The 14326-nt window shown below is 72.0% G+C and carries 13 protein-coding genes; 5 read left to right on the top strand and 8 right to left on the bottom strand.

The annotated features are described in order from the left end of the window. Positions 1 to 12: 12 nt before the first annotated feature. Positions 13 to 1344 (bottom strand): MFS transporter, encoded by a 1332-nt coding sequence (locus tag EEJ42_RS08065; RefSeq protein WP_123099286.1) that lies wholly within the window; start codon positions 1342 to 1344, stop codon positions 13 to 15. Between the two features lie 191 nt (positions 1345 to 1535). On the opposite strand from EEJ42_RS08065, the gene EEJ42_RS08060 reads away from it, so the two are divergent. Next, positions 1536 to 2267, top strand: a complete 732-nt coding sequence (locus EEJ42_RS08060) for a GntR family transcriptional regulator (protein ID WP_123099285.1) — start codon at positions 1536 to 1538, stop codon at positions 2265 to 2267. 33 nt (positions 2268 to 2300) lie between these two features. Here EEJ42_RS08060 and EEJ42_RS08055 read toward each other — a convergent pair whose 3' ends face one another. Continuing rightward, positions 2301 to 3110: a serine hydrolase domain-containing protein gene (locus EEJ42_RS08055; RefSeq protein ID WP_123099284.1), complete on the bottom strand. Its 810-nt coding sequence runs from the start codon at positions 3108 to 3110 to the stop codon at positions 2301 to 2303. A 126-nt stretch (positions 3111 to 3236) separates the two neighbouring features. Between EEJ42_RS08055 and EEJ42_RS08050 the strand changes: the two genes are divergently transcribed. After that, complete coding sequence (locus EEJ42_RS08050; RefSeq protein WP_123099283.1) at positions 3237 to 3755, top strand: MerR family transcriptional regulator; 519 nt, start codon at positions 3237 to 3239, stop codon at positions 3753 to 3755. Positions 3756 to 3819: 64 nt separating this feature from the next. Here the strand turns inward: EEJ42_RS08050 and EEJ42_RS08045 are convergent, their stop codons facing one another. Continuing rightward, positions 3820 to 5010 carry an alpha/beta hydrolase gene (locus EEJ42_RS08045; RefSeq protein ID WP_123099282.1) on the bottom strand — a complete coding sequence of 397 codons (1191 nt, stop codon included), beginning with the start codon at positions 5008 to 5010 and terminating at the stop codon, positions 3820 to 3822. Between the two features lie 286 nt (positions 5011 to 5296). Here EEJ42_RS08045 and EEJ42_RS08035 point away from each other — a divergent pair, with 286 nt between their 5' ends. Then, complete coding sequence (locus EEJ42_RS08035) at positions 5297 to 5932, top strand: C39 family peptidase (RefSeq protein WP_123099281.1); 636 nt, start codon at positions 5297 to 5299, stop codon at positions 5930 to 5932. 12 nt (positions 5933 to 5944) lie between these two features. Here the strand turns inward: EEJ42_RS08035 and EEJ42_RS08030 are convergent, their stop codons facing one another. The 5 genes from EEJ42_RS08030 to EEJ42_RS08010 form a co-directional block, all read right to left on the bottom strand. After that, positions 5945 to 6625 carry a response regulator gene (locus EEJ42_RS08030; RefSeq protein WP_123099280.1) on the bottom strand — a complete coding sequence of 227 codons (681 nt, stop codon included), beginning with the start codon at positions 6623 to 6625 and terminating at the stop codon, positions 5945 to 5947. Then, the gene (locus tag EEJ42_RS08025) at positions 6622 to 7980 is read right to left on the bottom strand and encodes a sensor histidine kinase (protein ID WP_123099299.1); all 1359 of its coding nucleotides are present in this window, start codon (positions 7978 to 7980) and stop codon (positions 6622 to 6624) included. Before EEJ42_RS08025 ends, EEJ42_RS08030 begins: the two co-directional genes overlap by 4 nt. A gap of 152 nt (positions 7981 to 8132) precedes the next feature. Then, positions 8133 to 9188 carry a DUF4429 domain-containing protein gene (locus EEJ42_RS08020; protein WP_123099279.1) on the bottom strand — a complete coding sequence of 352 codons (1056 nt, stop codon included), beginning with the start codon at positions 9186 to 9188 and terminating at the stop codon, positions 8133 to 8135. Between the two features lie 149 nt (positions 9189 to 9337). Then, entirely contained in the window at positions 9338 to 10543 is a 1206-nt protein-coding gene (locus EEJ42_RS08015; RefSeq protein ID WP_123099278.1) for an alpha/beta hydrolase, read from the bottom strand. A gap of 124 nt (positions 10544 to 10667) precedes the next feature. Next, positions 10668 to 11327 (bottom strand): TetR family transcriptional regulator, encoded by a 660-nt coding sequence (locus EEJ42_RS08010; RefSeq protein WP_123099277.1) that lies wholly within the window; start codon positions 11325 to 11327, stop codon positions 10668 to 10670. Positions 11328 to 11444: 117 nt separating this feature from the next. Here EEJ42_RS08010 and EEJ42_RS08005 point away from each other — a divergent pair, with 117 nt between their 5' ends. Both EEJ42_RS08005 and EEJ42_RS08000 read left to right on the top strand, forming a co-directional pair. Then, positions 11445 to 13046 carry an MFS transporter gene (locus tag EEJ42_RS08005; protein ID WP_123099276.1) on the top strand — a complete coding sequence of 534 codons (1602 nt, stop codon included), beginning with the start codon at positions 11445 to 11447 and terminating at the stop codon, positions 13044 to 13046. A gap of 122 nt (positions 13047 to 13168) precedes the next feature. Then, a complete protein-coding gene (locus tag EEJ42_RS08000) occupies positions 13169 to 13537 on the top strand; it encodes a peptidase inhibitor family I36 protein (protein WP_123099298.1) in 369 nt (122 codons plus the stop codon). Positions 13538 to 14326 lie beyond the last annotated feature (789 nt).

The raw sequence follows: 14326 nt of genomic DNA, 5'->3' as shown, positions 1-14326 counted from the left end.
GTGGTGGTGCGGTTATGCGGCCTTGACCCGCAGGGGCTGGACCCTGCCGAGCAGGACGAGGTAGTTGAGGGCCCCCAGCAGGGCCAGGCAGCCGATCACCATCAGCGGGGCGACGAAGGAGCCGGTGTGGTCCACCAGCACCCCGACGAGGATGGGGGTCAGGATCCCGGCGAAGTTGGAGGCGAAGTTCTGGATGCCGCCGAGCATCCCCACGTGCCGGGAACTGGGCGCGATGTCGGCCGGGAGCGACCAGATGCCGGTGCCCGCGACCGTCAGGCTGGAGTACGCGACGGACAGCAGCACCAGCGCCATCCACGCCTCGGGCACCAGGGCGGCGAACATGATGACCGACCCGCCGGTCAGGCCCCCGACGATGGTGACCTTGCGGACCCGGTTGACGGTGTGCCCGCGCCGGACGGCCCGGTCGGCGGCGAGCCCGCCGAGCCAGCCGAACACGACGGCGCAGATGCCCGGCACCGCGCCGAAGAAGCCCAGCTGCAACAGGTCGAAGTCCCGCTCGGTGACGAGATAGCTGGGGAAGAACGTGATGAAGAAGTAGATCACGCTGTTCAGGCAGAAGAAGCCGAACATCATGCTGAGCACGGCGCGGTACCGGAACAGTGACCGCCACGACAGGGCGGCCGCCGCTTCGTCGTCGTTCGCCGCCGCGCGCGCACCGCCGGACTCGATGTAGTCGGCCTCCGCCGCCGTGCAGGACGGATGCTCCCGCGGGCCGCGGTACACCTTCCACCACACCAGGGCCCACAGCAGCCCGGCGCAGCCGATCACGATGAACACGGTGTGCCACGAGGTGACGGCCACGATCAGCGTCACGATCGGCAGCGCGATCACGGCGCCGACGCGCGAGCCGGAGTCCCAGACGCTGGTGGCGAACGCCCGCTCCCGTACGGGGAACCACGTGGCGACGACCTTCGCGGCCGTACTGGGCGCGGGGCTCTCCCCGGCGCCGAGCAGGAACCGGACCGTGATGAGACTCCAGAAGCCCCTGGCCAGCGCGGTCGCCATGGTGAAGACCGACCAGCAGATGGCCGCGATCGTGAAGGAGCGCCGGGGGCCGACCTTGTCGACGTACCAGCCCGCCGCGAGCTGGAAGACGTCGTACGCCCAGAAGAACGCGGCGAAGACGAAGCCCTGCTGGGTGCTGGACAGGTGGAAGTCCTCGCCCATGAAGGGCAGCGCGACGCTCAGGCTGGACCGGTCGAGGTAGTTGATCGTCAGCCCGGCGAACGCCAGCCAGATGATGAACCAGCGCGTGCGGCCGACGGCTCCGGGCGGGCGTGCGGCCGCCGGCGGGGCGGCGGGTTGAACGCGAGGGGAAGTCATAGGACCGTCCTCCGACATCGACGCTGATGTGTATAGGGTCCGACGGATCTCTATAGACTTAAGTTGAATGCTATACGGAGTCAAGGGTTCCGTCGGATCGGGATGCGGACGGTGACCGGCTCCGACGAGGGAGAAACTCAGGGTTACGATCGCGAAGCAGACGTTTCCCCGCCCGGACTGACGAGGTGTGCGTGCCACCGAAGACCACGGCCAAGCCGTCGACGACCGAGGTTCACGCCCGGCTGCGCTCCTTGATCATCGGAGGGGAGATCCCGCCCGACACAAAGATCAACATCGTGGCTCTCGCGCGGGACCTGGGCGTCTCGCAGACGCCGGTGCGCGAGGCGCTCCAGCGCCTGGAGGGCGACAACCTGATCACGTACCAGCCGGGGCGCGGCTACAGCACGACGCCGCTGCTCGACCTGCCCGGTCTGCGCGCGCTGTTCGAGTTCCGCCTGCTGGTCGAGCCGTGGGCGGCGCGGGCGGCGGCGGTGGACCGGCTGACCAACCCGGGAACCGCGCTCGGCAGGCAGCTGGACGACTTCGAGGGATTGCTGGCCAGGCGGGCGCAGGGGGGCCCGGACCCGGACGTCAGGGACGTCCGTCAGGAGCTGGTGGCGCACGACGCCGCGTTCCACGCGGCCGTCATCACGGCGTCGGGCAATTCAGTGGTGGAGCAGGCGTACGGGCAGACCCACTGCCATCTGCACACCTTCCGGCTCTACCCCGAGGAGATCGACACGGCCAATACCGTCGTGGAGCACCGGCGGATCAGCGCGGCGATCGGCCGGTGCGAGCCTGGCGCGGCCGAGGAGGCGATGGCCGATCACCTCAGGAGCTCGTTCGAGAGGTTCGCGAGGGCGTTCGGCGACCCTCATGCGGCGAGCCCTCCCCAGGTGCCGCCGCGGCGCTTCCTGGCCTGAGCGGCCAGGAAGGCAGGGGTTTTCTTGCCGGGGCTACAGCTCCGCCAGCACGGCGTCGGTGAACGCGGGCCAGACCTCGATCGCCCACGGGCCGAACGCCCGGTCCGTGAGGGCGACGCACGCCGCCCGCGCCTCCGGGTCCACCCAGAGGAACGTGCCGGACTGGCCGAAGTGCCCGAAGGTGCGGGGCGAGGACGACGACCCTGTCCAGTGCGGCGACTTCCCGTCGCGTATCTCGAAGCCGAGCCCCCAGTCGTTCGGCTTCTGGTGCCCGTAGCCCGGCAGCACCCCGGTCAGCCCCGGATGCACCACGGCCGTCGCCTCCGCCACCGTCTCGGCCGCCAGCAGCCGCGGCGCCTGGAGCTCGGCGGCGAAGCGCACCAGGTCGTCCACGGTCGAGACGGCGTCCTTGGCGGGCGAGCCGGTCAGTTCGGTCGCGGTCATGCCCAGCGGCTCCAGGACCGCCTGGCGCAGATACTCGCCGAAGGGGATGTCCGTCGCCTTGGCGATGTGATCGCCGAGCACCTCGAACCCGGCGTTGGAGTACAGCCGCCGGTTGCCGGGCGCGGCGACCGTCCGGTGCTCGTCGAAGGCGAGCCCTGAGGTGTGAGCGAGCAGATGGCGCACCGTGGCGCCCTCCGGCCCGGCCGCCTCGTCCAGCTCGACCGCGCCCTCCTCCACCGCGACCAGCGCCGCGTACGCGGCGAGCGGCTTGGTCACCGAGGCCAGCGGGAATCTGTGGCCGACCGGACCGTGGGATCCGGCCACGGTGCCGTCCGCGCGTACGACGGCGGCCGCCGCCGTCGGGACCGGCCAGTTCTCGATCATCCGCAGGCTCTCCATGGGGCCCGAGCCTATCGTCGGCCAAGTTTCCGCCAAATCCGCGCTTGCTTGGAGTGCACTCGAAGCTCCTAGCGTTGAGATCGTCGAGGGCTTCGTGCATCGGCGACGGCGAGAGGGTGAATCGGCATGACCCTGATGGAACAGGATCTGGAACAGGGCCTGGAGCAAGATCTGGAGCGGGACCTGGAGCGGGACCTGGAGCGGGCTCCTGTGCCGGCCAGGCCGCGCGCGTGCGTGGGGCGCCGCCCGCACCCCCGGCCGACCGGCCAGGACCGGTACACGATCAGCGAGGTCGCCGAGCACACCGGGCTCACGGCGCACACCCTCCGCTGGTACGAGCGGATCGGCCTGATGCCGCACGTGGACCGCACCCACACCGGCCAGCGCCGCTTCACCAACCGCGACCTCGACTGGCTCGACCTCGTCGGCAAGCTGCGGCTGACCGGGATGCCGGTGGCGGACATGGTCCGCTACGCCGAGCTGGTACGGGAGGGCAAGCACACCTACGCCGAACGCGAGGAGCTGCTGACCGCGCACCGCGCGAACGTCCGGGAACGGATCGCCGAGCTGGAGAGCACGCTCGACGTCCTCGACTTCAAGATCAATATCTACGCGGCCGGCCGGGGTCTGCCGGAGGGAACGTAGCCCCACCGGTCCTCAGTAGGACTCATTGGCCTTCGCGCCATACGTGCCATGCGTGTCATACGCGTCATACGAGGTCATGACGGCAGTCCTCCTCCTGCGGAGGGTGGCCGCAGCGCACCGACCCGAAGTCGCCGAGCACGATCCGCGCGAAGTTGCGCAACGAGTCCGTGCCCGGGGCGAAGTAGCCGGTGTGGCCGTCGGCGCGGTCGGCGGACACGACGCGGGCGCCGAAAGCGGAGGCCGTGGGGTCCTCGCCGTGGCCCAGCCCCATGAAGTCGTAGCCGGTGACCCGTCGTATCCAGTCGGAGCCGTCCCGCGCCGCCCACACCCGGGCTTCGGTGCCCAGCTCCTCGGCGTCGTCCACGCCCATGCCGGGGCTGCCGAACGCCACCAGATCGGACACCCGGGTGCGGTCCATCGCGGCCGCGGCCACCCCGCACACGACCGAACCGTAGCTGTGGCAGAACACGGCGGGCGGAGCCTCGGCGGTCCCCGCCGTGGTCACCGCCAGCCCCGACAGGAAACGGTCCAGCCGCGGCGCGCCCGCCTTCGCGAGCCGACTGGTCGCCGCGTCCGGCCCGAGCCCGACCGGGGTGGTGTACCCCACCCACGCCACCACGGCGGTACGGGTCCCCGGAGCGTCCCGCGTCAGCTGCGCCCGCAGCGAGGTCGCCATCCCGGCGGGGGCGCCGTAACGGTCGTGCGTACGGTCGAAGTTGGCCAGGTCGATGTCCGACCCGGGTACGACGACCGCCGTACGCCGCGCCGTCGCCAGGTCCCCGTACACCTCGGCGACCTGTCCGCGCCCGCGCGGGTCGAAGGCCAGGATCTGCCGCCCGGGCGCGAGCAGCGCGTCGTACCGCTCGGCCAGCCCGCTGGCCGGATCCGTTTTCCGCTCCGCGTCCCGCGCCGCCCGGATGGCCCGGGCGTTGGCCGCGTAACGCAACGCGAGCGGCGCCCCGTCGAGGTTGCCCACGACCTCGGGGTGCCGGATGACCAACGCCTGCCGCTGGGCGCGGCCGAGCCCGTCGAAGAACCGGGCGATGCGGGCGGGCGACGCGCTCTCCGGGTCAGGCAGTTCGCGCCCGCCCAGCGAGTGGTCGGCCAGCCACCGCCCGGTCCCCGGCGGCGGCCCCGTGATGGCCTGCTCCTCGTGCGCCACGGTCCACCCGGCCGTTCCCGCCATGACGGTGATCGTGAGCGCCGCTGTGATCAGCCGCCGGGCGTAGTGCCGGGTGCGTAGCGTCTGGGACATGGCCGCGGTTTCCCTCTTCCGTTCGGTGGCGGAGGGAAACGTAAGGAGCGGACATGTGGCGGGGCGTCACCCCCCGGTGCCAAGTCGGATGTCATACCGGGGTAGGGGGTGCCGGGCTACCGCCCGAAGGAGATCCAGACGTCGGGCGGCACGCGCTTCGGGCCGGTCAGTCCCCGGACCAGGGCGAGACCGGCCGGACGCATGTCCATCGTCAGGAGGTACGCCGCCCAGTCGCCCGGGGCGGGACAGCCGCTGTGCGTGGGTGTCCCGTAGCAGACTGTGGACCATGACTGACGCCTCTTCGACGACGCATCGTGTGCCCTACTACGCGCAGTGGGAGTCCGCGGACCTCGTACCCGAGTTCGTGACGGGTGCTCGGGCGTCGGCCGATGATCCGCTGTGGCAGAAGAGCGGGGCGGGGAGCCGGGAGGAGTACGGGTTCTGGGCGTCGCGCATCTGCGGCATGGCCTGTCTGCGCATGGCTCTGGACCACTTCGGGCATCCTGTGCCGCCGTCGATTCCTCTGCTGCGTGACGCCCTTGAGGCGGGGGCGTACGTGCGGACCGGCGAGACCACGGTCAAGGGGCTGATCTACGCGCCGTTCGCCGACTGGGTCGTCCGGCGCTGGGGCCTGTACGCCCGGGCGCGGCCCGAGTTGGGGGCCGGTGACATCGAGGCCGAGGTGGCCCGGGGGCGGCTCGTGATGCTGTCGGTGCACCATTCGATCCGTACGCTCGACCCGGAGCCCCCGCTGCGGGGCGGGCATCTGGTGCTCGCGGTGGGCTGCGGGCCCAAGGGGGTCGTGCTGCACAACCCGTCGGGGTTCCCGGGGCATTCGCAGGAGTACCACCAGGTGCCCTGGGTGGATCTCGAACGATTCTTCGCCGGCCGCGGCGTCGTCCTGGGGAGCCGGGTGGGCTGACACCGCTGACCGCTATCGGCTGCCCGGGGTCACCAGGCCCGATTCATAGGCGAAGATCACCGCTTGGGCGCGGTCGCGCAGGCCGAGTTTGGCGAGGACTCGGCCTATATGGGTTTTGACCGTCTGTTCGGCGAGGACCAGCGACTCCGCTATCTCCTGGTTGGACAGCCCGCGCGCGATCAGCTCCAGGACCTCCGTCTCCCGCGGGGTGAGCCCGCTGCGGCGCAGCAGGGAGCTGTTGCGGCGGGGGGCCGGGCGCTGGCGGGCGAATTCGGCGATCAGGCGGCGGGTGACGGAGGGGGCGAGGAGGGCCTCGCCCGCGGCGACGACGCGGACCGCCGAGATCAGGTCGGCCGGTGGGGCGTCCTTGAGGAGGAAGCCGCTGGCTCCGGCGCGCAGCGCCTCGTAGACGTAGTCGTCCACGTCGAAGGTGGTGAGCATGAGCACCTTCGGGCGGTGGGTGACGCCGCGGGGTGGTTCGAGGAGCTGGCGGGCGGCCTCCAGGCCGTCCATCTCGGGCATGCGGACGTCCATGAGGACGACATCGGGGTGGGTGTTGCGGCTGACGTCCACCCCCTGGCGTCCGTCCGGGGCCTCGCCGACCACGTCGATGTCGCTCTGCGCGGCGAGCAGCGCGGCGAAGCCCGCCCGGACCATGGCCTGGTCGTCGACGATGATCACGCGGATGGTCATAAGTCCGTTTCTTCCAGGTCGACGAGGGGGAGCCGGGCCGCCACCCGGAAGCCGCCGTCCGGCAGCGGGCCGGTGTCGAGCGAGCCGCCGACGAGGCGGACGCGCTCGACCATCCCCACCAGACCGTGGCCGGTGCCGCTGGTCTCCAGGGGCGTGGCCGGGCCCTCGGCCGGGGGGCCGTTGACGATGAGGAGGGTCAGCCCGGAGCCGTCCTCGGCCGCCGAGACCGAGACGCGGGTGGCGGCGCCGGGAGCGTGGCGCACGACGTTGGCCAGCGCCTCCTGCACGATCCGGTACGCGGACAGGTCCACGGCCTGCGGCAGCGCGCCGAGCCCGGCCACCTCGTCGCCGAGGGACAGCTCGGTGGGTATCCCGGCCCGCACCGTCGCCTCGACCAGCTGCGGCACCTGGCGCAGCCCCGGCTGCGGGGTGCGCTCGCCGCGCGTCTCCTCGCTGCGCAGCACGCCCAGCAGCCGCCGCATCTCGGCGAGGGACTCGCGGGCGGTGGCGGCGATCGTGCCGAACTCCTGCTCCGCCTCGGGCGGCAGCCCGCCGATCCGGTACGGGGCGCTGTCCGCCTGCACGGTGATCACCGACATGTGGTGGGCGACGACGTCGTGCAGTTCGCGGGCGATGCGGGCGCGCTCCTCCAGCAGCGTGCGGTGGGCCCGCTCGGCCTCGCTGATGGTCTCCTGCTCGGCCAGCCGCCGCTGCACGTCGCCGCGCTCCCGCAGCGCGCCGCCGACCAGCAGCACCACCCCGCTGAGCACGAACAGCAGCACGTTGCTGCCGTCGCTCTTGGTCTGGAACGCCATGCCGAGGACGAGCCCGGCGCCCCCGGTGACCAGCCACACCGCCACCAGGGTGCGGCGCGGCTCGCGCAGCGCGAGGGCGAGGAGGAGGAAGAGGTACCCGATGATGGCGGGCGGCTGCCAGGGCCAGACGCGGTGCTGGAGGTCGGAGGTGCCCAGCACCACCAGCGCGGTCGTCACATCGGCGAGGACGACGATCCACCACGCCTGGAGGGGGCGGGTGACCGCCAGCAGCAGCGGCGTGCCCTGGGCCAGCCCGAGCAGCGTGGCGAGACCGCCGCTCACCCCGTAGTCCTCGGTGAGGAGATGGGCGGTGACCGGGACCAGGGTCGCGGTGAGGATCATCGCGAGGGCGTACGGCACCTTCCGCCGCCAGGGCCGGGAGGACCGCGCGAGCAGCGGCGTCGCCGGATAGCTGGGCGTCACCAGGGCCCGGGCGAGGCCGCCCGCCTGCCGCCGGGCGGCCGCGGGCAGGCTCTCGTGCGCGGTGGACGCGGTGGACGCGGTGAATCCGGTCGACGGGGCTGACGAGGGTGAGGACATGGTCGCCTCAGCGTAGGTTCGGCGTACCTCGCGCACGTCATACCTGGGAGCCGACTTGTGGCTCATACCTGGGTAGGGGGCCAGGCCCCCTGCATCCCCCCTCCTCATCCCCGGTCACGGCACCGCGTGACGGCACCCGGTGACGGCCCCGCCTACAGCTCCGCCAGCAGCTCGGCCTTCTTCGTGCTGAACTCCTCGTCCGTCAGCAGCCCCGCCGTGTGCAGCTCGCCGAGGTGGCGGATGCGGTCGGCGATGTCGGCCGGGTCCCGGCGCGCCGGGGCCGGGGTGCGGGCGGGTGCGGGGGAGCCCTCGGCAATCGGCGCGGGGGCGGACGCCCGTACGGCCTCCAGGACGGCGGCGGCGAACGGCAGGGACTCGTGGACCAGCCCGTACCCCATCCCGAACACCACGGCCGCCGGGTCGTGGTCGGGGCGGCCCGCGGGGTGGTCCTCGGCGCCGCGCGGCACCAGCCGCAGATGGCCGTAGCCGCTCTTGGAGGTCGAGCCCTTGGAACCGGAGTTCTTGGCACCGGAACCCTTGGATCCCGTGCTCTTCCCGGACTGGGCCTTCCCCGCCGGGCCCTTCGCGTCCCCGCCCGGCGCCTCCGGATCGTCCGCCGGTGCCGTGCCCGCCGCCTTCGCGGCCGCGCCGCCCGAGCTCCGGTTCTCGGGCGAGCGCCACTCCACCCCGGCCAGCTCGTCGATCCGGAACCGCTGGTCCCCGGCCTTCCACTTCGTCGAGGACGCGCCGGTCCAGAACCAGCGGAACGACACCGCCTTGCCGTCGAAGGACGCCTTGCCGTCGTACGCCTTGAAGGACAGCGGCGGCGCGGGTGCCGCCACCAGATGGGATTCGGCGGCGGTGTCCGTGTCGGGCCCGAGCGCGCCGCGTATCTCCTCGGCGTAGTACTCGGCGAGGGACGCGCGCTCGGCGGGCAGCACCAGGCGGTACGGGTCGTACCCCTCCCTGAGCTGCCCGTCGGCGACGTCCATCAGCGGATCGGCGCCGGGTCTGGGCACCGCGCGCAGCACCACCGTTCCGCGTTTACCGGGAGCGAGATCGACCGCGGACAGCGCTTCGTAGGGGATGTGGCGTTCGCCGAGCGCCTGGAGCAGCTTCGGCGTGCGGATCCCCCGTTCGAAGCGGATGAGCACGGAGTCGGTGTCGAACTCCCAGACGGTCTGAAAACCGGCCAGCACATCACCCATGCGGCTCATCGTATGCGGCGGTGGCCCGCCCGTCCCCCCTTGAGCGCTACGCGCGTCAAACGTCTTCCTCGCGGCCGGTGGGTGGTGTCCACGTGCTCACCACCCGCTTCTCGTACGCTCATCCGCAGGTCAGCCCAGGTCAGCCGGGGTCAGCTCAGTCCGGCGGTGCACGCGGCACCGTCCCCGCAGCTCACGGTCTTGACCCGGCCTACCCCGACCCGCGCGAAGTTGTCCAGGCTGGTGGTGCCGGGGTTGAAGTACCCGGCGTGTCCCTCGGCCCCGGCGGCGGACAGGACGCGGGCGCCGAAGCCGGAGGAGAGAGGGTCGGCGCCGTGGCCGAGGCCGCCGACCTCCAGGTGCGGGATGTCCTGGATCCAGTCGCCGGAGTCCCGCATCGCCCACACCCGGCGGTTGCCGCCCAGCTCGGAGGCGCGGTCGGCGCGCATGCCGGGGCTGCCCGCCACCGCGATGTCGGTGACCTTGGACGGCAGGTCGCGGGCGGCGACCCCGCACACCACCGAGCCGTAGCTGTGGCACATCAGCGAGACGCGGGCCGCCTCGGGCAGCCCGTTGACCAGCGCGCGCAGCCGCAGCGCGCCCTGCGCGGCGAGCTTGCCGGTGGCCGCGTCCATGCCGATACCGGCCGGGGAGGTGTAGTCGGCCCAGGCGATCACGGCGGTCCTGGTGTCCGGGGCCTCGGTGCGCTCGTTGTGGTAGAGCGCGCGGGCCATGCCGACGGTGGCGGTGTACGGCCGGTCGGACTTCTGGAAGGTCAGGATGTTGGTGTCCACACCGGGGACCACGACCGAGACGCGGCTGGCGTGGGCGAGGTCGCCGAAGACCTCGGCGGCCCGCCCGGCGCCCGAGGGGTCGAACGAGAGGATCTGCCGCTTCCCGCTCAGCAGGTCCTCGTACCGGTGCATGCGCCGCCCGGCGTCATGCCGCCCCATCGGGGTCAGCTCGCTGTTGTGCATGCGCCGGCGCTCGATGTCCCGGGCCTGGGTCAGCGCGATCCGGTTGGCGCGGTAGCGCAGCGCCGCCGGAGCGCCGTTGAGGTTGCCGACGACCAGCGGATAGCGGTGGACGAGCCGGTCGCGCTGGGCCTTGGTGAGCGAATCGAGCCAGCGGCCGAGGACGCGCGGCGACGCGTACGGGTCGGGCAGGGCGTGACCGTCGAGGGCGCCGTGGCGCCAGGCGTCGACCGACACGGAGAGCGGGTCCGAGTCTCCTCTGTGGCTCCGTATGGCCGTCCAGCCGGTGGTGGCGAGCAGGACGAACACCACCGCCAGGGCGAGCAGAGCGCGCCAGGCGGTGGAACCGGGGGAGGGAGAACCGAGCTCCGAGAAGGAAGTCACCGCGGGACACCCTAGGAGAAGCGCGCCCACAGGTGCCAAACACCGTGATGTGTATCACGTTTGAGAGTGCGGTTTTGACGGAAACTTATGTCGGATTTGATGCACTTCGTGACGCTTGTCGGTTTTACTGCTCGGTGCGCCAGTTCTCGGCGAGGGCCGGACCCACATGATCCAGGTGAAACGCGGTGATGTCCCGCAGGGCGTCCGTGGAATCGTCGTCGCCCGCCCCCCACAGCTTCCCTGCGATCTGAATCACACCGCCGAACATCGCCGTCAGCAGCCGCGGCCGGGGATCCACCGATACGTCGAGGCCCTCGCGGCGGGCGATCTCCGAGGCGATCCGCTCCTCCAGCTCGGCGGTGCGGCGCAGATGGACGGCGAGCAGCGCGGGCGTCGACTCGATCACCCGGTACATCCGCATGTGGAGTTCGGCCGGAACCAACTGCTCGACGGAGTCCCCCATGGTGCTCCACGCGTCGAGCACCGCGCCCCGCAGGGCGGCCAGCGGGGCCTCGTGGGCGGGGCGCGCGCACAGCGCCGCGAAGAAGTGCGACTCCGCCGAGTCCTGGGTGGCGAAGGCCACTTGCTCCTTGTTGGCGAAGTAGCGGAAGAAGGTGCGCTGCGAGACGTCCACCGACTCCGCGATCTCGTCCACCGTCGTGTGGTCGTACCCCTGGCAGGTGAACAGATCCAGCGCCGAGCGCACCAGCGCGCTGCGGGTCCGCTGCTTCTTGCGTTCGCGCAGTCCGGTCGGTGGCGGTGCCACCGCCTCGTCCGCTGTCACCTCTCGTGCTCGCTTTCTGTCGCGTTTCGGCTGGCCACCCTACCTGTGGCCCACCCGACAGAGACCAGCTGATGAATCGGTTTGTCAATTGTCAGACGCTGACATTAGCCTCCGAGCATGACGTCTGAGACCACCGTCGCCGATACGGCGCCGGAACCTCCCATATCGGATCCCCCGAAGGGGCTGCGGGGTCATCCCTGGCTGACGCTCCTCACCGTCGCCATCGGTGTGACGATGGTCGCCCTCGACGGCACGATCGTCGCCATCGCGAACCCGGCCATCCAGAAGGACCTCGGCGCCTCGCTCGCCGACGTCCAATGGATCACCAACGGCTATCTGCTGGCCCTCGCGGTCGCGCTCATCACCGCGGGCAAGCTCGGTGACCGCTTCGGCCACCGGCAGACCTTCCTCATCGGCGTCGTGGGCTTCGCCGCCTCCTCCGCCGCCATCGGCTTCTCCGACGACGTGGCGCTCGTCGTGGGCTTCCGGGTGCTCCAGGGCCTGTGCGGAGCGCTGCTGATGCCCGCGGCGCTCGGCCTGCTGCGGGCCGCCTTCCCCGTCGAGAAACTCAACATGGCGATCGGCATCTGGGGCGCCGTGATCGGCGCCTCCACCGCTGCCGGACCCATCGTCGGCGGGCTGCTCGTCGAGCACGTCAACTGGCAGTCCGTCTTCTTCATCAACCTGCCCGTGGGCGTCCTCGCCCTCGTCCTCGGCCTGATCATCCTCGTGGACCACCGGGCCGAGAAGGCCCCGCGGTCCTTCGACCTCCCCGGCATCGTGCTGCTGTCCGGCGCGATGTTCTGCCTGATCTGGGCGCTCATCAAAGCCACCGACTGGCAGTGGGGAAGCGCCAAGACGCTGGGATTCCTCGGCCTCGCGGCCGTCCTCTTCCTCGTCTTCGTGCGCTGGGAGAAGCGGACGCGCGAACCGCTGCTGCCGATGTCCATCTTCCGCTCGGTGCCGCTGACCGCCGGGACGATCCTGATGGTGCTCATGGCCTTCGGCTTCATGGGCGGGCTGTTCTTCGTCACCTTCTACCTTCAGAACGTGCACGGCATGACCCCGGTCAACAGCGGTCTGCACCTGCTGCCGCTGACCGCGACCATGATCGTCTCCTCGCCGATCGCCGGAGCGCTGATCACCCGGTTCGGGGCGCGGGTGCCGCTGGTGACGGCCATGGCGCTGACCGCCGTCTCCATGTTCGGGCTCTCCCGGCTGGAGGTCGGCACCGGCACCGTCGAGATGTCCGTGTGGTTCGCCCTGCTCGGCTTCGGTCTCGGCCCCGTGATGGTCGGCGCCACCGAGGTCATCGTCGGCAACGCGCCCATCGAGCACGCCGGTGTCGCGGGCGGCCTCCAGCAGGCCGCCATGCAGGTCGGCGGCAGCCTCGGTACGGCCGTCCTCGGCGCGATCATGGCCGGGAAGGTGGACGACACCCTGCCGGAGAAGTGGGCCAAGGCCGGACTGCCGCCCATGAAGCCGGAGCAGGCCGCCAAGGCGTCCGACGCCGTCGCGGTCGGCATCCCGCCGGCGCCCAAGGGCACCCCGCCGGAGATCCTCGGGAAGATCACGAGCGTCACGCATGACACGTTCGTGTCGGGGATGGGGCTCGCCTTCGGTGTCGCCGCCGTCGTCTCGGTGGTCGCGGCGCTGGTCGCGGTGCTGACCAAGAGCGGTGACAACGCGGAAGCGGGCGGCGGGGGCGTGCACATCTGACCCCTCAGGGTCAAGCCCCCTATCCGGGTGGACCTTGATCGACCCCGTGGTGGGGACGGGAGTCGGCCGACAGGCTGGCTCCCGTTCGTATTTCCGGATGTTCCACACGGGGTGTGATCCACATGCGCAAGACCATCCTGGCCACGGCGACCCTCGCTCTGGCCTGTGCCCTGACCCCTGCCACCGCCGGGGCGGCGGCGCCCGGGCCGCGGCTCGGCAGCTGCGCCACGGGGCAGCTGTGCCTCTGGCACAAGGCGGCCTTCACGGGGGCGCGCCAGGTCCATGAACTGGCCGACACCGACATCGAGAGCTGCGTCCCCCTGCCGAGGGGTGCCTCGGCCGCGTCCCTGGCCAACCGCACGGGGCGCCCGGTGACGGCGTACCAGAGCGCGGAGTGCGCCGAGACGGGCGAATTCCGCACCTACCCGACCGGCTCCTGGAGCCCCGAAACGGCCTACCAGGTACGGGCCTTCAAGATCTGGGAGCGGTGACGGCCCGGGGCGGGGCCAGGGCTTCTTTCCCCACCCCGCCCCTTCCCGAACCAGGGGCAAGCCCCTGGACCCCGGGTGGACGGGGGCGGGGCCCGGGGTGTGTGCCGGGGCGTCCGGCTCGGCCGGGGGCGGCTGTCTCCCGGTCCAGGGGCTCGCCCCTGGACCGGGCGGCCGGGGACCTGGCGGGGCCGGGGCGGGGGCTTCCCCCACCCCGCCCTTCCCCAGCCGGGGCCTGGCCCTGGCCCCGGGGCGGCCGTGGGGCGTGGAGGCTTCGGGGCCCGGGTCTTGCGGGGTCGGGGGTCGTGCCCGAGCAGCCGGGGCTCGGTGTTGTGCTCGGTGGGGTTGGGTGTGTTCTCGGGTGGTGAGTAGGTCCGGGGCCTTGCGGGGTTGGGGCCCGTGCCCGGCTCGGGGCTTGGTGTGTGGTCCGGTGGGGGCCGGGCCGTGCCGTGCCCGGGGCGGCCGTGGGGCGTGGAGGCTTCGGGGTCCGGGTCTTGCGGGGTCGGGGGTCGTGCCCGAGCAGCCGGGGCTCGGTGTTGTGCTCGGTGGGGTTGGGTGTGTTCTCGGGCGGTCTCGAGCCGGGGCATCGCGGGGTCGGGGGCCGTGCTCGAAGCGGGGCTCGGTGTTCTGTCCGGGGGCTGCCGCGGGCCCAACGGGCGCCCCCGCCCCGCGCGGGGTCCGGGGCGGAGCCCCGCCACGCGGCGGAGCCGCATATCGGACGCTGCGGGAAGGGGCGGGGTGGGGGAAATCCCAGCCCACCTCCGGCCGAGCCCCGGGACCCCGGTACGGCAA

It is taken from the genome of Streptomyces botrytidirepellens, from assembly GCF_003721215.1.
GTDB lineage: Bacteria > Actinomycetota > Actinomycetes > Streptomycetales > Streptomycetaceae > Streptomyces > Streptomyces himastatinicus.
This window is presented reverse-complemented; position numbering and strand designations above follow the sequence as displayed.